The sequence below is a fragment of the Ideonella alba genome (genome assembly GCF_018069875.1).
In the GTDB taxonomy this organism is placed as follows: Bacteria; Pseudomonadota; Gammaproteobacteria; order Burkholderiales; family Burkholderiaceae_C; genus Ideonella; species Ideonella alba.
This window is the reverse complement of sequence record NZ_JAGQDF010000013.1, coordinates 152,432-173,860: the sequence shown is the minus strand read 5'-3', so window position 1 is coordinate 173,860 and position 21,429 is coordinate 152,432. Positions and strand designations below refer to the sequence as shown.

Here is a 21,429-nt window from a genome sequence, read left to right as displayed (position 1 = left end):
ATGAAGAAGTCTTCACTTGTCCTGATCCTGGCGGCCGTGGCCGCTGCCGTGGCGGCTGGCGCCTGGTGGCGCGGCCAGGCCGCCGGGCCGGCCGCGGCCGAGCCGGCCGCGTCGGCGCCGAAGCCGGCGCAGGTGGTCTCGCTGGCCACGGTGCAGCGGCGCGACATGCCGGTCAGCGTGGAGGCCGCCGGCACCGTGGTGCCGCTCAACACCGTGGAGCTGCGGCCGCAGATCAGCAGCACGGTGCGCCAGGTGGTGGTCAAGGAAGGCCAGATGGTGCGCCAGGGCGAGCTGCTGTTCCGCTTTGACGACCGCACCGAACAGGCCAACCTGGACAAGGCCCGCGCCCAGCTGGCGCGCGACCAGGCGACGCTGGCCGACCTGGAGCGGCAGTGGAAGCGCGCGCAGGAGCTGCGGGCGCAGAACTTCATCTCGCAGGGCGCGGCCGACACCGTGCAGGCCAACCTCGAGGCGCAGCGTGCCGCGGTGGTGGCCGACCAGGCCGCCGTCAAGGCCGGTGAGGTGGCGGTGAGCTACGCCACGCTGCGCGCGCCGCTGAGTGGCCGCATTGGCCTGGTCAACGTCTACCCGGGCAGCCTGGTCTCGCCCACCGGCGCCACCGCGCTGGCCACGATCGCCCAGATCGACCCGATCGGTGTGAGCTTCACCCTGCCCGAAGCCCAGCTGGGCGCGCTGCTGCGCGGCGGCGACGAGGGCCGCGGCGCCCAGGGCGCAAAGCTGCAGGTGCTGCTGCCCGCGGCGGGCGGCGGCCGCGGCCCGAACGCCGCGCCGCGCGAGGCGCTGGAGGGCACGGTCAGCGTGATCGACAACGCGGTGGACACCTCCACCGGCAGCATCCGCGTCAAGGGCGCGCTGGCCAACCCCAAGCAGCTGCTGTGGCCCGGCCAGTATGTGACCGTGAAGCTGACGCTGCGCACGATCAAGGACGCTGCGGTGCTGCCAGTGGTGGCGCTGGTGCAGCGCGGCCAGGAGCGCCTGGTCTATGTGGTGGGCGCCGACATGGCGGCCGAGTTGCGGCCGGTGCAGCTGCGCTACAGCAGCGGCGAGTGGGCGGTGGTCGAGGGCGTCCAGCCGGGTGAGCGGGTGGTGGTCGAAGGCAAGCAGAACCTGCGGCCGGGCGGCCTGGTGCGCGAGGCGCCGGCGGGGCCGGCGAAGGCCGCGTCGGGGGCGGCATCGGCTGCGGCGTCCAGGGCTTCTGCATGAACATTGCCGAGCATTTCATCCGCCGTCCGGTGATGACGGTGCTGCTGAACCTGGCCGTGGTGGTGGCCGGGGCACTGGCGCTGACGAAGATCCCGGTGGCGGCCCTGCCCAGCTACAACACGCCCATCATCCAGGTCAACGCCACGCTGCCCGGCGCGGCGCCCGAGACCATGGCCAGCTCGGTGGCGCTGCCGCTGGAAAAGCAGTTCAGCACCATCGCCGGCCTGTCGGTGATCAGCTCGACCAACACGCTGGGCAGCAGCTCGCTGACGCTGGAGTTCGATGCCGCGCGCGACATCGACGCCGCCGCGGTGGATGTGCAGGCCGCGCTGTTCCGCGCCCAGCGCCAGCTGCCGGCCGAGATGACCACGCCGCCCAGCTACCGCAAGGTCAACCCGGCCGATGCGCCGGTGCTGCTGGTGGCGCTGACCTCGCCCTCGCTGGACACCGCCGAGCTCAACGACTACGCCGAGAACCTGATCGCACCCAGCCTGTCGACGATCGACGGCGTGGCCCAGGTCTTCATCTTCGGCCAGCGCCGCTATGCGGTGCGCATCAAGGTGCGGCCCGAGGCGCTGGCCGAGCGCAACGTCACGCTGGATGAGTTGCGCACGGTGCTGGCCAGCGCCAACGCCAACACGCCGGTGGGCGTGCTGGAAGGCCCGCGGCAGACGCTGACGGTGCAGGCCAACCGCCAGCTCTCCAGCGCCCGCGAATGGGGCCAGGTGATCGTCGCCGCCCGCAATGGCGCACCGGTGCGGCTGCGCGACGTGGCCGAGGTGCAGGACAGCGTGGAGTCGGTCAAGACCTACGCCGCGCTCAACGGCGAGCCGTCCATCACGCTGGCGGTGCAGCGCCAGCCCAATGCCAACACGGTGCAGGTGGTCGACAAGGTGCGGGCCATGCTGCCGCGCTTCGCGGCCCAACTGCCGGCCTCGGTGCAGATGACGCCGGTCAACGACCGCTCGCTGTCGATCCGCGAGGCGCTGCACGACGTCAACCTGACGCTGGCGCTGACCGTGGTGCTGGTGGTGCTGGTGATCTTCCTGTTCCTGCGCCGCGCCGCGGCCACGCTGATCCCCACGCTGTCGCTGCCGGTGTCGCTGATCGGCGCGATCTCGCTGCTCTACGCCGGCGGCTACAGCCTGGACAACATCTCGCTGCTGGGCATCACGTTGGCGGTGGGTCTGGTGGTGGACGATGCGATCGTGATGCTCGAGAACATCGTGCGCCACGTGGAGGACGGCATGGCGCCGTTCGAGGCCGCGATCCGCGGCGCGCGCGAGATGAGCTTCACGATCGTCTCGATCTCGGTGTCGCTGGTCGCCGTGCTGATCCCGATCTTCTTCATGCCGGGCGTGATCGGCCTGCTGTTCCATGAATTCGCGGTGGTGGTGGGACTGGCCATCCTGGTGTCGGCCGGCGTGTCGCTGACGCTGGTGCCGATGCTGTGCAGCCGCTTCCTGCGCCACCACGAGCCCGAGGAGGAAGGCCGCCTGGGCCGCGTCTTCGAGGCCGGCTTCAGCGCCTTCCAGGCCGCCTACGGCCGCAGCCTGGACTGGGCGCTGGCGCACCGCGCGCTGATCGGGCTGCTGGCGCTGGGCAGCCTGGGCCTGTCGATCTGGCTGGCGGTCAGCAGCCCCAAGGGCTTCTTCCCCGAAGAGGACATCGGCCAGATCCAGGTCACCACCGAGGCGGCCGAGGACATCTCCTTCGAGGCGATGGTGAAGCTGCACACCCGCGCGGCTGACATCTTCCGTGCCGATCCGGCGATCGCCGCGGTGTCGGCCTTCACCGGCGGCAGCGGCGGCAACCAGCAGAACACCGGCCGGATGTTCATCGTGCTCAAGCCGCGCGCCGAGCGCCCGCCGATGGCCCAGGTGGTGGAGCGTCTGCGCCAGAAGACCCGCGCGGTGCCGGGCCTGGCGGTCTACATGCGACCGGTGCAGAACCTGCAGCTGGGCGGCCGCCAGAGCAAGAGCCGCTACCAGTACACGCTGCAGAGCGTCAGCGCCGACGCGCTGGGCGAATGGTCGGGCAAGCTGCAGGAGAAGCTGCGCGCCGACCCGATCTTCCGCGACGTCACCAGCGACAGCCAGAACCGCGGCCTGCAGGCCACGCTGGCGATCGATCGCGACAAGGCGGCGCTGCTGGGCGTGCAGATCGCAGAGCTGCGCAGCGCGCTCTACAGCGCCTTTGGCGAGCGCCAGGTGTCCACCATCTACGGCGCCAGCAACAGCTTCCAGGTCATCATGGAGGCGGCCGACGCCGACCGCCAGTTCGAGGACGCCTTCAACAAGATCTACCTGCGCAGCCGGACCGGCGCGCTGGTGCCGCTGTCGGGCTTTGCCACGGTGCAGCGCACGCTGGGCCCCACCGCGGTGAACCACCAGGGCCAGCTGCAGGCGGTGACGATCAGCTTCAACCTGGCGCCCGACGCGCCGCTGGGCGAGGCCACCAAGCGCATCAGCGCCTACAGTGCCGAGCTGCGCCTGCCGCCCACCATCATCGCCAGCTACGGGGGCGACGCCGCGGTGTTCCAGGATTCACAGGGCGGCCAGCTGGTGCTGATCATCGCCGCGCTGGCGGTGATCTACGTGCTGCTGGGCGTGCTGTACGAGAGCTACATCCACCCGCTGACCATCCTGGCTGGGCTGCCCTCGGCCGCGGTGGGCGCGCTGCTGGCGCTGTGGGCCTTCGGCCACGACCTGACGCTGATCGCCACGATCGGCATCCTGATGCTGATCGGCATCGTCAAGAAGAACGCGATCATGATGATCGACTTCGCCCTGGACGCGCAGCGCCACCAGGGCCTGCCGCCCGAGCAGGCGATCCGCCAGGCCTGCCTGCTGCGTCTGCGGCCGATCATGATGACCACGCTGGCGGCCTTCATGGGCGCGCTGCCGATCGCGCTGGGCCTGGGCGCCGGCGCCGAGCTGCGCCAGCCGCTGGGCCTGGCGGTGTGCGGCGGTCTGCTGATCAGCCAGGCGGTGACGCTCTACATCACACCGGTGATCTACCTGGCGCTGGACCGCTGGGCGGGCCAGGGGCCGATCCTGGACCCGGTGGCCCAGCCGCGTTGAGACGCGCCCGCCGCGGCGCGCCCGCGCGTCACGACGAGCGCGATGTCGTGGCCGACGAGCGCTGCCGCTGCAGCTGCTCCAGGCCCCGCTGCACCTCGGCCTGGACCGCCGGGATGACCTGCGCGATGTAGGTGCCGAACTTCTTCATCGCGCTGGCACCATGGGTCGAGCCGTAGAAGTCGGCCAGCGCATTCAACTCATCCGCGGTGAAGGTCCGGACCATGGCCTCGCGCGTCAGGGTCTCCAGCGCGTCCACGCGCACGATCGCTTTCATGTCGGCCAGGAACTGCGCCCGGTGCGCGGCGGGCACCTGCTTGCCGATCTCGGCGAACGCGTCGTCCAGCATCCGGGACATCGGCACCACCTGCAGGTAGCGGTCGGCCGCGGCCTGGCGGTCAGCCAGGCTGTCCTGGGCCTGGGCGGGCAGCCACAGCAGTGCGGCCAGCGCCACGCACAGGCAGCGCATCGGGAAGTGGGTCATGGGTGGTCCTGGGTGAAGCAGTGGGAGATGGGGCTGGCGTGAAAACACCAGGGCATCCAGCGATCCGGCCACGCCAACAGGCGGGCGCCGCTGGGTGCGGATCGCTGCCAACGCTCAGTCACCGGCGCCGACCCGCTTGAACAGGCTGATGTTGGTGGGCTCGAAGCCCAGCTGGGCGTAAAGCTGCCTGGCGCCCAGGTTGTGACCGAACACATGCAGTGCGATGCCGTGGAAGCCGAAGGACGCGCAGGCCTGCTCCAGGCATCGCAAGGCACCCGCGGCATGGCCCTGGCGGCGGTGCGGCGGGTCGACCTCCAGGTTGTAGACATAGGCGATGTCCAGGCCATGCAGGCGCTGCCTGGCAAACCACAGCACGCCCACGGCGGTGCCGGTGCCGTTGACGATGGCGCAGAGGTGGTGGTCGACCGTGGCCAGGCCCTGGGGCAGCAGGCGGGCGTGGTCCTCGCGCGAGCGCGCCAGGGCCTCGTCGGGCGTCCACTGGCCCGCGGCGGTCTTGTCGCGTGCGTAGGCCTCGATGGCCTGCGGCAGCCAGGCCTCGAACTCGGCAGGTGAAAAGGGACGGAGTGCGGTCATCGCGGAGGGCCGGCCAGCGCCGTGCGAAGTGCATGCTATGTCGACCACTTCCGTGCGCCAAGCGCCTCGGTGTTCGTCCGCGGTCACTCCCCTCGGTCCAACCACTCACATCTGGATGCAATGCTCACATTCAAAGGGAGGAAGCATGCGTGTTTTCATGGCGGCGGGCCTGACGGCCCTGCTGGCGCTGTCCGGTTGCGCCTCGATCACCGATGGCACGTCGCAGACGCTGATCTTTGCCATCACCCCGCCGGAGGCGACCTGTCAGCTGTCCAGCGATGGCACTGAGCTGGGTGCGGTCTCGGGCAAGCAGAACACGATGACGGTGTCCAAGGGCGCGAAGGACATCATCATCAACTGCAAGGCACAGGGCTACCAGCCCAAGACCCAGCGGCTGGTCAGCGCCACCCAGACCGCCGGCGTGGTCGGCGGCTTCTTCCTGGACCTGGGGATCACCGACATGATCACCGGAGCCATGTGGAAGTACCCGGGCGACATCTCGATCATCATGGACAAGGAGTAAGCGCGTCGCGCGGGCATCCGCCTGCCAGACCGTGCACCGCCCGGCCCCGCCGGGCTTTTTTTCGTCCTCGACAGCGCCCAGCGGGTGTCGCATCCAAGGCAACAGCCAGCCAGTTTCAGCGCAAAAAGTCAATCCCCCTTTGCAGGCAGGCTGGCAGCCCGGGGGTTCCCGGTCAGACTCCCGGCCGTCCACATACACACACAGGGAGATGACATGGACGACCGTTTCGAGGAGCAGGAACCCGACGCCAGCGACACGCTGGCCCTGCTGGACCCCGCGCTGGCCGGCAGCACACGCGACTTCGTCGGCGGTGCGCACGCCGACCTGCGCACCCGCCCGCGCGCCTTCCACGACTGGCTGGTGCTGCGCCGCGAGCGCGGCCTGCACCCCTACGCGCGCACGCTGCAGGGGCCGCCCGGCCCGCAGGCGCGGCTGGCGCAGGCCGATGGCAGCCTGGCCAGCGGGCTGAACTTCTCGTCGCAGGACTACCTGTCGCTGTCGACCCACCCCGCGGTGTGCGCCGCCGCCACCGAGGCGGTGCAGCGCTGGGGCGTGCACAGCGCCGGCTCCACGGTGCTGGCCGGCAACGTGGGCGACGGCGATCGGCTCGAGCAGGAGCTGGCCGAGCACCTGGCGATGCCGCATGTGCGCCTGTTCCCCACCGGCTGGGCCGCCGGCTACGGCCTGCTGCGCGCGCTGGTCGGGCCCGAAGACCACGTGGTGATGGACCAGCTGGCCCACAACTGCCTGCACGAAGGCGCGCGCGCCGCCACCCGCCATGTGCACCTGCACCGCCACCTGGACGTGGCGCATGCGCGCACGCTGCTGCAGCGCATCCGCGCGCGCGGCGCCCAGCACGGCATCCTGCTGGTCACCGAAGGCTGCTTCTCGATGGACGCCGATGCGCCCGACCTGGCTGCGCTGCAGGCGCTGGCGCACGAGTTCGACGCGCTGCTGGCGGTGGACGTGGCACACGACCTGGGCAGCATGGGTCCGCAGGGCCAGGGCCAGCCAGGCCTGCAGGGCGTGCACGGCGAGCTCGACATCGTGCTGGGCTCGTTCTCGAAGACGCTGGCCGCCAATGGCGGCTTCGTCGCCTGCCGCGAGGCGGCGCTGGCCGAGTACCTGCGCTACTACGCCCCCACCACCACCTTCTCGAACACGCTGTCGCCGGTGCAGATCGCGGTGGTGCGCGAATCGCTGCGCCTGGTCCGCTCGGCCGAGGGCCTGCAGCGCCGCGACGCACTGATGCAGACCGTGCTGGCGCTGCGCCAGGCGCTGCACTGGCAGGGCCTGGAGGTGCTGGGGCAGCCCTCGCCGATCGTGCCGGTGCTGCTGGGTCCCACCGCGCAGGCGCGGCGCATCGCCCGCGCGCTGCCCGGGCAGGGCCTGCTGGCCAACCTGGTCGAGTACCCGGCGGTGGCGCTCAACCGCGCGCGCATGCGGCTGCAGTGCATGGCGGCGCACACGCCAGCCCAGGCGCTGGAGGCGGCGCGCCGCCTGGGCCGGGCGATCGCCGAGGCCGCGCCGCCCGAGGCCGTGGAGACCGCGCAGATGGGCCTGGACACCGCCGAGGCCTGAGCCCCGCGCATGCGGGGACAATCGCGCGATGAGCGACGATGCCCCGCTGACCGACCACCGCCAGGCCCTGGCCGACCTGGCCCGGCTGGAGCGCTTCCATGCGCTGCTGGCCGAGTCCCTGGACCAGGGCCGCTGCGTGAAGCTGGTGCTGGCCAAGCCACGTGCCGGCGGCGACGACCTGCAGCGCCTGAGCGCGCGGCCGCTGGTGCTGCGCGGCCAGGCCTGCCTGCAGCTGGTCTACCAGCACGCCACGCGCGACATCACCAAGAACCCGCCGCAGGACGAGGCGCTGGCCCTGCTGCGCGAGCTGCTGGGCACGCGCTTCGCCCACGCCCACCTGTTCACCACCGACGGCGAATGGCAGCTGTCGATCAGCAAGCGCGGCAAGGTGGCCTTGGCGCGCCACGCCCAGACCGCGGTGGCCGCCGAGCCCGCCGGCCACGACCGCGAGAAGCAGCGCTGGCTGGCACTGAGCGAGCCCTTCCTGCAGGACCTGGGCGTGACCGACGCGCAGGGCAAGCTGGTGCCGGCGATGGCGCGCAAGTGGAAGCAGATCAACAAGTTCGTCGAGGTGATCGCCCACGCACTGGAGCGCGCCCACTGGGCGCCGGCCCCGGGTCAGCCGGTGCGGGTGGTGGACTTCGGCGCCGGCCGCGGCTACCTGACCTTTGCGCTGCACCACCACCTGACCCAGGCGCGCCACTGGCCGGCCGAGGTGCTGGGCGTGGAGCTGCGCCAGCCCCTGGTGGACGAGTGCAACGCCGCCGCCGCACGGCGCGGTCTGGCGGGCCTGCGCTTCGAGTGCGGCGACGTCAACGACCACGCCCCCGAGCGGGTCGACCTGATGATCGCGCTGCACGCCTGCGACACCGCCACCGACGTGGCGATCGCCGCCGGCATCCGCGCCGGGGCCACCATGATCGTCTGCTCGCCCTGCTGCCACAAGGAGCTGCGTCCGCAGATGCAGCTGCCCGAGGTGCTGCGGGGCATGCTGCAGCACGGCATCCACCTGGGCCAGCAGGCCGAGATGGTGACCGACACCCTGCGCGCGCTGTGGCTGGAGGCGCGCGGCTGGGACGCCCAGGTCTTCGAGTTCGTGGCGCTGGAGCACACCAGCAAGAACAAGATGATCCTGGCGCTGCGCCGCCCCGAGGGCGCCCCCGGCGAGGCACGCCGTCGCGCCGAGGCCGAGCGGCAGATCGCCGCGCTGCAGGGCTTCTACGGCGTCACGCAGCAGCGGCTTGCTGAACTGCTGGCCTGAGCGCGCCTCAGCCGCGCCGCGCGCGCTCGATCGCCGCGGCCAGCAGGCCCAGGTCCAGCGGCTTGCTGACGTGGTCGTCCATGCCGGCCGCCAGGTGGGCGGCGCGGTCCTCGACCATGGCATTGGCGGTCATCGCGATGATCGGGATGCGCGACAGCGGCGGCGGCAGCGCGCGGATCGCGCGGGTGGCCGACTCGCCGTCCATCCGCGGCATCTGCACGTCCATCAGCACCAGGTCGTAGGGCTCGGCCTGCACCTCGCGCAGCACCTCCAGCCCGTCGGCGACGATGGTGCAGGGGTGGCCCAGCTGGTCGAGCATGGCCTGGATCAGGATCTGGTTGACCGCGTTGTCCTCGGCCACCAGGATGCGCAGCGGCGCGCGCAAGGCCGAGGCGCCGCCGGCCCCCTGCGGCAGCGCGTCGGCCGCCTCGGTGGACGGCTGCAGCGGCAGCAGCACGGTGAAACAGCTGCCCACGCCTGGCGCGCTCTGCACGTCGATGCGCCCGCCCATCAGATGGACGATCTCGCGGCTGATCGCCAGGCCCAGCCCGCTGCCGCCATAGCGCCGGGACGCGCCGCTGTCGCCCTGGGTGAAGCGGGTGAACAGCCGGGGCAGCAGCTCCGGCACGATGCCGATGCCGGTGTCGCGCACCGCGATCGAGACCTCGCAGCGGCCATCGGGCAGCCACTGGTGCCCCAGCTCGACGCTGATGCGGCCGTGGTCGGTGAACTTCAGCGCGTTGCCCAGCAGGTTGAACAGCACCTGGCGCAGCCGGCTGGCATCGGCGCGCAGGCGCTCGGGCAGGCCGGGCGCGACCACCAGGTCCAGCGCCAGGCCCTTGGCCTGGGCGCGCAGGCGCAGCAGCGAGGCCACCTCGTCGACGGTGCGCGCCAGATCGACATCGGCCAGCTCCAGCGTCAGGTGGCCGGCCTCGACCTTGGACAGGTCCAGGATGTCGTTGATCAAGGCCAGCAGGGTCTGGCCGGAGCCGTGGATCAGCTCGGCGCAGCGCCGCTGCTCGTCGCTCAGCGGCGTGTTCAGCAGCAGGCTGTTCATGCCCAGCACGGCGTTCAGCGGGGTGCGGATCTCGTGGCTCATCGCCGCCAGGAAGCGCGACTTGGCCTCGTTGGCGGCCTCGGCGGCCTGCTTGGCGCGCGCCAGCTCGCGCTCGTTGCGGGTGATGTCGCGGAACACGCTGACCACGCCACCCTCGGGCGTGCGCCGCTCCACCGCGTGGATCACGCGGCCGTCGGGCAGCTCCTGCTCGTAGCCGCCTTCGCGCTGGCGGTGCACGGCCAGGCGCATCTGCACCCAGCCCTGCTGGTCGGCCTGGCTGGCGTCGGGCATCAGCGCCAGCGCACCGGTCAGGGCCAGGCGCTCGAAGTCGACGCCCGGCGCCAGCACCGGCTTGAGCCAGGGGAACAGCTCCTCGTAGCGCTGGTTCCACACGACCACCCGGTCCTGCGCGTCGCACAGCAGGAAGCCGTCACCCATGGCCGACAGCGCGCGCTCGAGCGAGTCCTTGGTGCGCTGGGTCTCGGCGCGGGCGCGCGCCAGGCCCCGCAGGTAGTGGTCGGCGGCCACGGCGGCACCGATCAGCGCCAGCGAGAACAAGGCCGCCACCGCCACCACCAGGCGGCGCGTCAGCTCGCCCTCCTGCAGCGCCGCCGCCTGCGACAGGCCGGCGCTGACCAGCAGGCCCTGGTAGAGCAGCGGCCGCGCGGCCACCAGCGCGGGCTCGCCACGCAGGCGCCCCTCCACCTCCTGCGCCTCGCCGCCGGTCTTCAGCGTGCCCAGCGGCCGGGCCAGCTGGCTGCCCAGCAGGGCGTCCTGCGGTGGCGCCACGGCCATCAGCAGTCCGTCGTCGCGCTCCAGCGTGAGGCAGATGCCACCTTCCTCGGCATTCGGGCCGAGGATGGACGCGGCCACCGCCGCTGGCCACTCGGCGACGATGAACCAGCGCCGCCCGCCGGGGTCGATCAGCGGCCGCGCCAGGTAGAGCACCCGCTCGGCGGTGGCAAAGGTCTGGACCGGCGCGGACACGCGCAGCTGGGGCACGGCCTGCTGGCGCAGGCCACTGAGCCAGTCGGCCGGCGGCTGCATCGGCGGGCGGCCGTCCAGGGCCTGGGCCGACACCCGCACCCGGCCCTGCTCGTCAATCAGGGCCACGTCGCGCAGCGACAGGTTCTGGCGCACGGTGGCATACAGCAGCTGGCGGGCGCGGGCCTCGTCCAGGCCGGTGGGCGACCAGGCCGGTTGCAGCGTGCTGTCGTGGCCGGCCAGCAGCAGATCCAGGCCCAGCAGGCTGCGGTTGAGCGCGGCCTCGGCGCCGGCCACCTGGCGCTCGACGGCGCCGCGCGCTTCGCGCAGCGCCTCCTCGCGCAGGCTGTGCAGCAGCCAGGCGGTCACCCCGGCGACCAGGGCCACCAGCACCGCGGCCATCAGGCCCACGGCGCGGCGCGTGCGCCGGGTCTCGGCCGCGCCGTCGGTGGACAGGGCGGTGGGGGTCACGGTCCGCGCGGCGCCATCGTGCCGCTGACCGGCCCCAGCGTTCGGTTCCAGGCCTCGGCGCAGCCGGCGCCGCAGCGCTGCAGCCAGCGGGTCAGCACGGTGCTGGCGAAGATCTCACGCTGGCGACGGACATCGGCCGGCGTCGCCCGCACCTCGGCCATGCGGCCCTTGCGGCCGCCCACGCAGGCCTGGGCGCCGATGTTGCAGGCCAGGCCTTCGCCGGTTTCATGGTCGGACTCCAGCCAGATGTCGTGTTCCAGCCGCGCCAGCTCGCGGTTCAGCAGCTGGCGCAGGTCGGCCGGCAGCGCCAGCCAGGCAGCGCGGTTGGCGCCGAAGTAGGACAGCCCCCAGGTGATCGGCAGCGTGTGGATGTGGGTGGTGACCTCGTGCAGGCCGATGGTGTTGCCCGACATGCTGCCGGTGACCGCGCAGTCCAGGCCGCCACTGCGCATCTGCTGCACGATCTCGGCGAAGGGCGTGGTGACCGCGGTGCCGCCCAGCGCTTCCACCCAGTCGGCCTGGGTGGGGCTGGAGGTGCGCACCTTGCGGCCCGCCAGGTCGCCCAGGCTGGCCAGCGGCTTGTTGCAGAAGACCATCTGCGCCGGGTACGTGTAGACCGCCAGCAGCTCGATGCCGTGGCGCTCGCGCAGGCGCTCGGCCAGCAGGGGCCGGAAGGCCGCCAGGTGGCGGCGCAGGCTGGCGATGTCCGGGTTCAGGCCCGCCAGGTCCACTGCGCCCAGCAGCGGGTCCTGGCCGCTGGCCTGGCTGACCAGCAGTGTGCCGAAGCTGACCACGCCCAACTGCATCAGCCGCACCATGTCGGCACCCCGGATGCCGGCGCGGTCGAAGGGCACGATGTCGGCACGCAGGCGCCCGGCGCTCAGGCCCGGCAGCTCCTGCGACCAGAACGGCTCCTCGTGGCGCAGGTACTGGTTGACGCCTGCCAGGCCCCCCACCACGCGCAGCACGGTGGGCTCCGGCGCTGCGGCCGTGGCCGTCGCCGCGACCAGCCAGGCCGCCGCCATGAGCGCCCGGCGGCCAGACCATCGCACGGCCGGTTGCCGCCCCGATCGCCACCAGGTGCCGTGGTGCATCGCTGGAACTCCTTCATCGCGCGCCGCGGCTCGCTGCGGCCGCAGTGGTGGCTGGAAGTATGGCACCGTCGGGGTGACATCCCTCTTCAGACGTCGTCAATCCTGACCCACTAGCATCGCCGACCATGCGCCACTACCGCCCTCATCCCATGCGACTGCACGCCCTGGCCCTGGCCGGTCTGGCCAGCCTGCTGGCCCCGGCCAGCCACGCCGCCGATGACGAAGGCCATTTCAGCTACCAGGTCGGGCTGGCCACGGCCTGGAAGCCCAGCTATGCAGGCTCGGACAACTACGACGTGTCGGCGCGGCCGGTGATCGGGCTGCGCTGGGGGCGTTTCCGGCTGACCTCGTCGCAGGCCAACCTGATCGAGGGGCCCAGCGACGGCAGCCGGGCGCCAGGCGCCAGCGTGTCGCTGGTGGAGTCGACCCGGTGGAGCTCGGGCCTGGCACTGCGCTACGACAAGGGCCGCTTCGCCAGCGACGACCCGCGCCTGGCCGCGCTGCCCGAGGTGCGCAGCACGCTGCGCGCCCGGCTCTACGGCCGCTACGCGCTGGAGGGCGAGGCCGATGACCAGCGCGCCATCAGCGCCGCGCTGTCAAGCGACCTGCTGGGCCGCGACGGCGGCGTGACGCTGTCGGTGGATCTGTCGCGCCGGGTGGCCTTGTCACCCACGCTGCGCTGGACCCAGGGCATCGGCCTGAGTGCGGCGGACGCCACCTACATGCGCAGCCACCACGGCGTGCCGGCCGCCTCGGCGCCGGCGGCCGGGCTGCCGGCCTACGACCCGGGCGCCGGCCTCACCGATGTCCATGTGGGCACGGGACTGACCTGGCGCGTCCACCCGAACTGGCGCCTGGGCGGCACGGTCGGCCTGACCTACATGCTGGGCCCCGCGGCGGCCAGCCCGCTGACGCTCCAGCGCAGCTCGGTGGGGCTGGTGCTGGGGCTGGTCTACATCAGTTCTCCTGACTGAGACCCAGCGATTCGTGGGCGCCGAAGTAGGTCGCGAACAGGTCCTCGTCGCGGCTTTCCTGCACCTGCAGGCCGGCCAGCACCTGGCGGAAGGGGCGCGGCCGCGGCGGTGATTCCACGCTCAGGCCCATCGGCTGGGTGTCGGCCCAGCAGGTGGAGACAGCGGGGGCGGGGCGCAGCGCGGCGGCAAATCGGCGGGCGAGTTGAAGGGGCATGGCGTTCTCCGGACGACTCCTGCAATGTCGGAGGCTTCGGTCCAGAGCCTAAGGGCCGCGTGAGGCCCGCAGCGTGGCGAAATGCGGGGGAAAAGCCGCCTTGGCCCCCCTACGCCTCGGGGGGCAGCGGCGTCAGGGGCTCGGCCAGCGGGGCGGTGAGGGCTTCGCCGTCCACGCTGGCGCGGCCCACCGCCCGGTCGACCGGCCAGCTGCGCAGCGCCTGCGGCGGTGTCGGCGGCAGCAGCGCAGCGAGTGCCTCGGGCCGCTGCTCGCCGCGGTCCAGCCAAGCCGCCCAGTGCGCCGGCTCGACGATCACCGGCATGCGGTCGTGCACCGGCGCCATCGTGGCATTGGCCTCGCGGGTCAGGATGCAGCAGCTCAGCAGCCAGTCGGCGCTTTCGTCAGGGCGCCAGGCCTCGAACAGGCCGGCGAAGGCCAGCGGCGCGCCGTCGGCGGCGCTGAAGTACCAGGGTTGCTTGAAGGGCTTGCCGTCGGCGCCGCGGCGCGGCTGCCATTCGTAGAAGCCGCTGGCCGGGATCAGGCAGCGGCGTCGGCGCAGCGCCTGGCGGAACGACGGCTTCTCGGCCGCGCTTTCCAGCCGCGCGTTGTTGAGCTTGGCACCGATGCCGGCGTCCTTGGCCCAGTGCGGCACCAGGCCCCAGCGCATCAGCGTGCCGATGCGCTCGCCCTCGCGCGTGTCATGGACCACCGGCACCTCGCTCTGCGGGGCGATGTTCCAGCGCCGCTCGAAGGGCTGGATGCGGGTCAGGCTGAAACCCTGTACCAGCGTCGCAGGGTCATAGGCCACCACGTAGCGGCCGCACATCGCAGGCTCCTCCCGGGCAATGGGTCGGCCTGGATGATAGGGCCGCGGGCGTTCAGGCGGCGCGGATGCCCTGCATCGCCTGGGCCAGCTGACCGGCCTGCTGGCGCAGGCTCTCGGCAGCGGCCGAGCTCTGCTCGACCAGCGCGGCGTTCTGCTGGGTGGAGGCGTCGAGCTGGTGCACCGCGCCGTTGACCTGGGCGATGCCCTCGCTCTGGGCCTGCGTGGCGGCGGTGATGTCACGGATGATGTCGGAGACGCGCTGCACCGCGGCGACGATCTCGTCCATCGTCGTGCCGGCCGAGCCCACCAGCTGGGCGCCGGCGTCCACCTTCTGCACGCTGTCGCCGATCAGCTGCTTGATCTCGCGCGCCGCCTCGGCCGAGCGGCCGGCCAGGCTGCGCACCTCGCCGGCCACCACCGCGAAGCCGCGGCCCTGCTCGCCGGCGCGGGCGGCTTCGACCGCCGCGTTCAGCGCCAGGATGTTGGTCTGGAAGGCGATGCCGTCGATGACGCCGATGATGTCGGCGATGCGCTTGGAGGCCTGGTTGATCTCGCCCATCGTGGTCACGACGTCGGCCACCACCTGGCCGCCGCGCCCGGCCACCTCGGCGGCGCCGGCCGCCAGCTGGCTGGCCACGCGGGCGGACTCGGCCGTCTGCTGCACGGCGCCCGAGAGCTGCACCATCGCCGAGGCGGTCTGCTGCAGCTGTCCGGCAGCCTGCTCGGTGCGGCCGCTGAGGTCCAGGCTGCCGCTGGCGATCTCGCTGGACGCGGTCTGGATGCTGGCGATGCTGCCACCCACGGTCTTCAGCACCTCCCCCAGCGACAGCAGCGCCGTCTTCAGCCCGGCGGCCGCGGACGTGCGCGCCGGCAGCGACTGCACGTCCAGCGCGATGCGGCCCTGGGCGCCCAGGTGCTCGACCAGGCTTTCCAGCTCCTGGCCCTGGGTGGCCGCGCTGCGCATCAGCGTCGCCAGGTACACCTCCAGCGCGGTCTGCACCACCACGTAGCCGGCGTGCACCATCACCCGCATCAGGTCGGGCTCGGCCAGGCAGTAGGTGCCCAGGCCGGCCGCCTGCAGACGATCGAACACCACGTGGTGCACCGCAATCACGCCGGCCGCCAGCACCAGCGGCCGCCAGTCACGGTAGGCCAGCAGGAAGGCCAGGGTCACGAAGACGCCGAAGTGCATCTCGGTCAGGCCGCGGGCCAGCTGGATGTGCAGCGCCACGCTGGACATCAGCGTCGCCGACAGCACCAGCCGCGACGCCAGCGAGCCCGGCGCGCCCAGCGCCACCAGGGTGCCCAGCAGGGCCAGCGGCAGGCCGGCGCCCAGGGCCAGGCCCGGCTGGCCGACATACACCCCCAGCCCGACGGCCATCACGACCGAGGCGAGCAGGGACAACAGGATCAGTCGATCCGCCTGGCGGGCCAGGCGGGACGGGGGAAGGGACGAGGCCATGCGGTCTCCTGGCAAGGAACGGGACGGCGACGGGGGCAGTCGCCCAGGACGCCACTGTGCCGGTCAGTCCGGGCGGCCATAGGCGCAAAATGCCCGGGCTTGCCGGTCCTGTTCCGCCGGGGGCGACCCGCGCGGGGTTCACGCGCAAGCGACCGCCGCGCAACATGCGCGCAACACGCCCTCGCCACGATCGCCTGCCAGCCGACAAGACACCCAACCGACCTGCCGAGGAGCCCCTTTTGTCCGAACACCGCCTGTCCAAGCGCCACTTCCTGGGCCTGATTGCCGCCCTGCCGATGACCAGCCTGGTCGGCTGCGGGGGCTCCAGCAGTGGCGATGCCTCGCTGCGCCTGGTCAACGCCAGCGGCTACGACGCGCTCGACCTGTACATCGACGATGAGCTGCTGCTGTCCTCGGTGGCCTACGGCAGCGCCAGCAGCTACACCAGCGTCTCGGCCGCGACCGTCACCGCGGCACTGACCAATGCCGACTCGGCCACCTACCTGCTGAGCCAGAGCCGTACGCTGGAGACCGACACCCAGTACACCGCCGTGGCCTACGGCTGGCAGGGGGCGCTGAAGTCCAACCTGATCGCCGACTCGGTGGACGCCGCCGACAGCGGCAAGACCAAGCTGACGGTGCTCAACACCGCCAGCGATGCCGGCAGCCTGGACGTCTACCTGACCGCCGCCAGCGATGACCTGGACGCCTCGACACCGGTGGCCACCGGCGTGGCGGGCGGCTCGTCCTCGAGCGTGACCAGCGTGACCGCCGGCACCTACCGCCTGCGCGTCACCGCCAGTGAAGACACCAGCGACCTGCGGCTGGACGTGGCCAGCATCACGCTGGCCAGCACCGGCGTGGTCACGCTGGTGCTGATGCCCGGCCCGGGCGGCGTGCTGGTGCATGCGATGCAGCTGGTGCAGGGCGGCGCGGTCACCGCGCTGCTGAACACCCAGGCGCGGGTGCGCGTGGTGGGGGGCGTGGCCAGTGGCGCCACGGTCAGCGCCAGCGTGGGCGGCGTGTCGCTGCTCAGCGGCGCGCCCTCGCCGACGATCGGCAGCTACAAGCTGGTGGACGCGGGCAGCAGTGTGGCGATCAGCGTCAGCGTGGCGGGCAGCAGCCTGGCCGCGCGCACCGCCACGCTGGAGGCCGGCGGCGACTACACGCTGCTGGTCAGCGGCACCGCCGCCTCGCCCACCGTCAGCGTGGTCGAGGACGACAACCGCCTGCCCACCAGCACCAGCAAGTACAAGCTGCGTCTGCTCAATGCGATGAACGGCATGGACAGCTACCCGCTGACGCTGACGGTCGACTACGAGGCCGTGATCTCGGACCTGGCCGCCGGCGCGGTGTCCGACCCGGTGGCGCTCAACAGCAACGACGCCGCGACGCTGGAGGTCAGCTCGGCGCTGTCCTCGACCGCGCTCTACAGCCTCACCGACACCGCATTGGCGGCACAGGGCGTGTACACGGTGTTCATGTTCGGCACCTCGGCCGCGCCTTCGGGGGCGCTGCGCAAGGAACGCTGATTGGCGCCCCCGGCCGCGGGGTACCGCGGCCACCCCCCGAGGGGGTGCGCAGGCCGCTTTGGGCGAGTCCTGACGTGTCGACGTCCTGAGGACGTCGGCGCGCCTGACGAGCCGGGCGAGCTCTGCGAGCCCGTGGAGCGGCCGTGCGCTGGCCTGCGCGGCGCCCCCGGCCGCGGGGTACCGCGGCACGGGGCGCTCCGCTCAAGACGACTTGAGCTTGCAGAACACGAACTTGCCGGACACGCCCCAGATGTGCTCGGCGACGGTGCCGCCGGTGACGCCGGGGAAGTTGAACTCCATGCCGCCACCGGTGCTCATGAAGTCGCCGGTGCGCATGTAGATCACCACGCCGTTGGCATCGACGTCGATCTCGTCCACCGCTGTGCCGGCAAAGGCCAGCGACGGTGTCGCCGCCAGCTTGGCCTGCTGGTAGGTGGGCATCCAGATGCCCAGCCCCGGCTCCAGGAAGAAGTTGCAGTCGTCGTTCAGGGCGATCGTGGTCAGTGAGCCGTCGGTGGCCTGACCCTTGAGGCCGTCAGCCTGGTACACCTTGCCCGGCCCGTTGGGCGGCGTGGCGGTGTCGGAGTTGGCCGCGATCCAGGCGTTGATCGCACCGAACACGTCCTGGTTCGCCTGCGCGTCGGTGGTCGAGGCCTTGCACTGCGTGTAGGCGACGATGGTGCCCAGCGTGGTCTTGGTCGGGCAGAGCTTCTCCAGCTGCGACAGCGTGACCGTCGGACCATCGCCGGACGGCGGCGGGGGGGGCGGAGGAGGAGGCGGGGGCGGCGGCGGGGGAGGGGGAGGGGGCGGCGCCGGCACCGGCGCAGGGGCGGGTGAGTCACTGCCGCCACAGGCGGTCAGGCCCTGGCCCAGGGCCAGGACAGCGGCGAGCGCGAACATGACGCGCAGCGCACTCAGGTGGGTGGTCTTCATGGTGTGGTGTCGGGCTTCGGGCTGCTCGCCGCCCCGGGGCGGGGCCGTCCACGTGGCGGCCTCGATGGGGAACGCCCAGCGCCCGGGTGGGACGGCTCACCAGACACCCCCCTAGGTGTGCAGTCCCCCCCCAGTTTCCGACCTGGCCGTCGCGCCAGTCCGGCCGGTCCGGCCCGACCGGGCCGCGCGCGCCCTCAGGCCAGGCGGCCGGCGCGGAAGTCGGCGATCGCCTCGTGGATCTGCTGCGGCGTGTTCATCACGAACGGGCCGTACTGGACGATCGGCTCACCCAGCGGCTGGCCCGCCAGCACCAGCAGGCGTGCCGGCTGCACACCGGGGTTGGACAGCTGCACGCCGTCGCTGCCGGCCTGGTTGGCCAGCAGGCCCATCTGGCCCGCCACCAGGCGGCCGCCACCCAGCGCGGCTTCGCCACGGTAGACGTGCACGAAGGCGTTGTGCGCGGCCGGGATGGCCACCGCGTGCGACGCACCCGGCGCCAGGTGCACGTCCAGGTACAGCACCTGGGTGGCCTCGCGCTGCACCGCGCCCTGCACGCCCTGGTGTTGGCCGGCGATCACGCGCACGCGCACGCCGCTGGCCTGCCACTCGGGGATCTGGGCGTCGCTGAAGTCGCGGTACCAGGGCGGGCACAGCTTGTCGCGGCCGGGCAGGTTCAGCCAGAGCTGGAAGCCCTCCATCCGGCCCTCTTCCTGCTCGGGCAGCTCGCTGTGGATGACGCCGCGGCCGGCGGTCATCCATTGCACGCCGCCGTTTTCCAGCAGGCCCTCGTGGCCGGCCGAGTCGCGGTGGCGCATGCGCCCGGCGATCATGTAGGTCACGGTCTCGAAGCCGCGGTGCGGATGGTCCGGGAAGCCGGCGATGTAGTCGGCGGCCTCATCCGAGCCGAAAGCGTCGAGCATCAAGAACGGATCCAGGCGCTGCTGCAGCGGGCCATCGAGCAGGCGCACCAGGCGCACGCCGGCACCGTCGCTGGTGGGGCGGCCGGTGACGATGGTGTCGAGGAGACGGGGCGAGGTGAGGGTGTCCATGGGCACAGATGCTAGAGCCGACGCGGGCGCCCCAGGTGCAGGCGCGCCGCACGCAGCGTTGCAATTTCTCGCTGGTGCGGGGCGCCTCAGCGCTTCATGGCCTCGACGGGCACGTCGTCAGGCAGGCGCAGGCAGGGCAGGCGCTCGATCCAGGCGCTGAGCAGCCGCTGCTGGCGCTCGCGGTGGGCGGAAAACTCATCCTGGCCGATGTGGAAGTTGCCCTGCGGATCGGGCAGCGTCACCCGGCCCTCGACCGCGAACAGGCGGTCGTGGACCAGCACATGGCGGCGCACCAGCGGCCAGACGCAGTCGCGCAGGAACCACTGGTCGACGTTGGGCGTCTCGGCCTGGCGGCTCTGGTAGGCCGTCAGCAGCGGCCCCAGGTCGGGCAGCACGCCGGCCACGCCGCCCCACAGGCCGGCCAGCATCAGGTCGGTGTGGGTCCACCAGTCGCGGATCACATGGAACCAGCGGCCCGAGGCGATCCAGTCGTCGACCGCGCGCACCTCGCGCAGGCTGAACACCGAGTCGCAGTCGCGCACCACGAAGCGCCCCACCGCCGGGTCGTTGGCCACCAGGAAGCGCCAGCACAGGCGCTGGCGCAGCGACTGCCCGGACGGCATCACGCGCACGTCCACCCGCAGCGCGCGCAGCGCGTCGACGAAGGCCTGGGGCACGCTCTCGTCCAGCGACAGACGCATCACCCAGCCGGGGTAGAGGTCGGGCATCAGCAGTGCGTTGCGCAGCGCGCCGCGCAGGTAGCGCGGGTTGGCGCCCCACAGCGAGAACGACACCACCGACGCCTTGCCCTGCACCTGCTGCGCCAGCGGGTGCGGTGGCGGCTGCCAGGGTGATCCGGGCTCGGGCAGTGCGCGGTCCTTGGTCTCCAGCGACAGGCGCCCGGCCTCCTGGGCCTCCGCGCGGCGGCCCACGCGCATCAGCGACTTGGCCCGCAGGTCCAGCGCCAGCGGCAGATCGGGCTGCAAGGCCAGCACCCGTTCGGACAGCGACAGCACCTCGCCGTGCCGGCCCAGGCGCTGCAGGCAGACGGCCAGGTTGATCAGGGCCTCCTGGTGTTCAGGCTGCTGGCGCAGCAGCTGCTCCAGCACCGTGGCGGCGCCGCCGTAGTCACCGATCAGGAAGAGGTAGTAGGCCAGCTGCAGCACGCGCGGCGCCGGCTTGCGTTCGCCGAAGCCGTTGATCGACGCCACGGCCGCCTGGATGGCCGGCATGCGCTGGCCCGCCCGCCACAGGCGTTCAGCGGGCTGGTCCCAGCCCTCGGGCATCGGGCGCGCAGGGGTGTTGTCGGCCATGGCGCGAGGCTAGCATGCGGGGCGATGACCGCGCCTGCTCTTCGCGCCACGCCCGCCCAGCGCCAGCGACTGCGCGCGCTGTGGCGCTCGGCCGGCTGGCCCAGCCGCGACATGCTGGAGCTGGAGCTGATCGGCGCCGGCTGGGTCGAGCGCCTGCTCGACGGCGAGGGCCGCGAGACGCTGCGCCTGACCGATGCCGGCATCGCCCAGCTGCTGGACGCGCGGCGGCGGCACCAGGCCGCGCGCGGCGCGCACGAGGACCTGGTCGCGCAGGTCGCGCAGGCGATGCAGCGCGACGGCCGGCTGGCCTGGCGCGGCCTGGCGCTGCGCGCCCCGCTGGTCGAGCCCGGGGCGGCCGGCGGCAGCCGCACGCGCTGGGTGGTGGCCATGCCGGATGTCTACTCGATCCGCCACACCACCCGCGAGGACGCGCTGCTGCCGATCGCCCACGAGGTGAAGGTCTCGCGCGCCGACCTGCTGGCCGACCTGCGCCGCCCGGCCAAGGCCGAGGCCTACCGGGCGCTGGCCAGCGAGTGCTGGTATGTGCTGGCCGCCGGCATTGCGCAGGCCGACGAGATCCCGCCGCTGTTCGGCGTGCTGCAGGCCACGCCCGGCGGCGCGCTGGAGGTGCTGCGCCCGGCGCCCCGGCGCCCGTTCACGCCGCAGCTGGGCCTGTGGATGGCGCTGGCCCGCGCCACGCCGGAGCCGCCGGACGAGGAGAGTCCCCAGGCGCCACTGGGGCCGGTGGCGTAGCAGAATCGGGCCCCGACCGC

Annotated in this window: 18 protein-coding genes; 8 read left to right on the top strand and 10 right to left on the bottom strand. The window is 72.5% G+C overall.

The window, feature by feature from the left end; all coding sequences use genetic code 11:
* Together KAK07_RS20370 and KAK07_RS20365 are read left to right on the top strand one after the other, a co-directional pair.
* Nucleotides 1-1,224 (top strand): efflux RND transporter periplasmic adaptor subunit, encoded by a 1,224-nt coding sequence (locus KAK07_RS20370; protein WP_210862911.1) that lies wholly within the window; start codon nt 1-3, stop codon nt 1,222-1,224.
* Nucleotides 1,221-4,307, top strand: a complete 3,087-nt coding sequence (locus KAK07_RS20365; protein ID WP_210855217.1) for an efflux RND transporter permease subunit — start codon at nt 1,221-1,223, stop codon at nt 4,305-4,307. The genes KAK07_RS20370 and KAK07_RS20365 overlap by 4 nt, the downstream gene beginning before the upstream one ends.
* 28 nt (nt 4,308-4,335) lie before the next feature.
* Here KAK07_RS20365 and KAK07_RS20360 read toward each other — a convergent pair whose 3' ends face one another.
* Complete coding sequence (locus tag KAK07_RS20360) at nt 4,336-4,788, bottom strand: DUF2059 domain-containing protein (RefSeq protein ID WP_210862910.1); 453 nt, start codon at nt 4,786-4,788, stop codon at nt 4,336-4,338.
* A 114-nt stretch (nt 4,789-4,902) separates the two neighbouring features.
* Entirely contained in the window at nt 4,903-5,382 is a 480-nt protein-coding gene (locus KAK07_RS20355) for a GNAT family N-acetyltransferase (protein ID WP_210862908.1), read from the bottom strand.
* A 145-nt stretch (nt 5,383-5,527) separates the two neighbouring features.
* Between KAK07_RS20355 and KAK07_RS20350 the strand changes: the two genes are divergently transcribed.
* The 3 genes from KAK07_RS20350 to KAK07_RS20340 all read left to right on the top strand — a co-directional run bounded on the left by KAK07_RS20350 (nt 5,528) and on the right by KAK07_RS20340 (nt 8,747).
* Nucleotides 5,528-5,905 (top strand): hypothetical protein, encoded by a 378-nt coding sequence (locus KAK07_RS20350; protein ID WP_210862905.1) that lies wholly within the window; start codon nt 5,528-5,530, stop codon nt 5,903-5,905.
* A 213-nt stretch (nt 5,906-6,118) separates the two neighbouring features.
* Nucleotides 6,119-7,486 carry an aminotransferase class I/II-fold pyridoxal phosphate-dependent enzyme gene (locus tag KAK07_RS20345; protein ID WP_210862903.1) on the top strand — a complete coding sequence of 456 codons (1,368 nt, stop codon included), beginning with the start codon at nt 6,119-6,121 and terminating at the stop codon, nt 7,484-7,486.
* Nucleotides 7,487-7,514: 28 nt separating this feature from the next.
* Nucleotides 7,515-8,747 (top strand): class I SAM-dependent methyltransferase, encoded by a 1,233-nt coding sequence (locus KAK07_RS20340; protein WP_210862901.1) that lies wholly within the window; start codon nt 7,515-7,517, stop codon nt 8,745-8,747.
* Between the two features lie 7 nt (nt 8,748-8,754).
* Here KAK07_RS20340 and KAK07_RS25860 read toward each other — a convergent pair whose 3' ends face one another.
* Both KAK07_RS25860 and KAK07_RS20330 read right to left on the bottom strand, forming a co-directional pair.
* A complete protein-coding gene (locus tag KAK07_RS25860; RefSeq protein ID WP_210862899.1) occupies nt 8,755-11,259 on the bottom strand; it encodes an ATP-binding protein in 2,505 nt (834 codons plus the stop codon).
* Nucleotides 11,256-12,353, bottom strand: a complete 1,098-nt coding sequence (locus KAK07_RS20330) for a TRAP transporter substrate-binding protein (RefSeq protein ID WP_210862897.1) — start codon at nt 12,351-12,353, stop codon at nt 11,256-11,258. Before KAK07_RS20330 ends, KAK07_RS25860 begins: the two co-directional genes overlap by 4 nt.
* Nucleotides 12,354-12,502: 149 nt before the next feature.
* Between KAK07_RS20330 and KAK07_RS20325 the strand changes: the two genes are divergently transcribed.
* Nucleotides 12,503-13,327, top strand: coding sequence for a MipA/OmpV family protein (locus KAK07_RS20325; RefSeq protein ID WP_210862895.1), 825 nt, complete (start codon nt 12,503-12,505; stop codon nt 13,325-13,327).
* On the opposite strand, the gene KAK07_RS20320 is transcribed toward KAK07_RS20325, so the two are convergent.
* From KAK07_RS20320 to KAK07_RS25855, 3 genes are all read right to left on the bottom strand, one after another.
* Entirely contained in the window at nt 13,311-13,541 is a 231-nt protein-coding gene (locus KAK07_RS20320; protein ID WP_210855236.1) for a hypothetical protein, read from the bottom strand. The genes KAK07_RS20325 and KAK07_RS20320 overlap by 17 nt on opposite strands.
* Nucleotides 13,542-13,650: 109 nt before the next feature.
* Nucleotides 13,651-14,367, bottom strand: a complete 717-nt coding sequence (locus tag KAK07_RS20315; protein ID WP_210862893.1) for an SOS response-associated peptidase — start codon at nt 14,365-14,367, stop codon at nt 13,651-13,653.
* Nucleotides 14,368-14,419: 52 nt separating this feature from the next.
* The gene (locus KAK07_RS25855) at nt 14,420-15,829 is read right to left on the bottom strand and encodes a methyl-accepting chemotaxis protein (RefSeq protein ID WP_210855240.1); all 1,410 of its coding nucleotides are present in this window, start codon (nt 15,827-15,829) and stop codon (nt 14,420-14,422) included.
* 239 nt (nt 15,830-16,068) lie between these two features.
* On the opposite strand from KAK07_RS25855, the gene KAK07_RS20305 reads away from it, so the two are divergent.
* Nucleotides 16,069-17,361 (top strand): DUF4397 domain-containing protein, encoded by a 1,293-nt coding sequence (locus tag KAK07_RS20305; protein WP_210855242.1) that lies wholly within the window; start codon nt 16,069-16,071, stop codon nt 17,359-17,361.
* Between the two features lie 201 nt (nt 17,362-17,562).
* Here the strand turns inward: KAK07_RS20305 and KAK07_RS20300 are convergent, their stop codons facing one another.
* The 3 genes from KAK07_RS20300 to KAK07_RS20290 form a co-directional block, all read right to left on the bottom strand.
* Entirely contained in the window at nt 17,563-18,294 is a 732-nt protein-coding gene (locus KAK07_RS20300) for a hypothetical protein (protein WP_210855244.1), read from the bottom strand.
* A 194-nt stretch (nt 18,295-18,488) separates the two neighbouring features.
* The gene (locus tag KAK07_RS20295) at nt 18,489-19,343 is read right to left on the bottom strand and encodes a pirin family protein (protein WP_210862891.1); all 855 of its coding nucleotides are present in this window, start codon (nt 19,341-19,343) and stop codon (nt 18,489-18,491) included.
* Nucleotides 19,344-19,429: 86 nt separating this feature from the next.
* Nucleotides 19,430-20,656, bottom strand: coding sequence for a tetratricopeptide repeat protein (locus tag KAK07_RS20290; protein WP_210862889.1), 1,227 nt, complete (start codon nt 20,654-20,656; stop codon nt 19,430-19,432).
* Nucleotides 20,657-20,680: 24 nt separating this feature from the next.
* On the opposite strand from KAK07_RS20290, the gene KAK07_RS20285 reads away from it, so the two are divergent.
* Entirely contained in the window at nt 20,681-21,409 is a 729-nt protein-coding gene (locus KAK07_RS20285; protein WP_210862887.1) for a hypothetical protein, read from the top strand.
* The last annotated feature ends 20 nt before the right edge of the window (nt 21,410-21,429 follow it).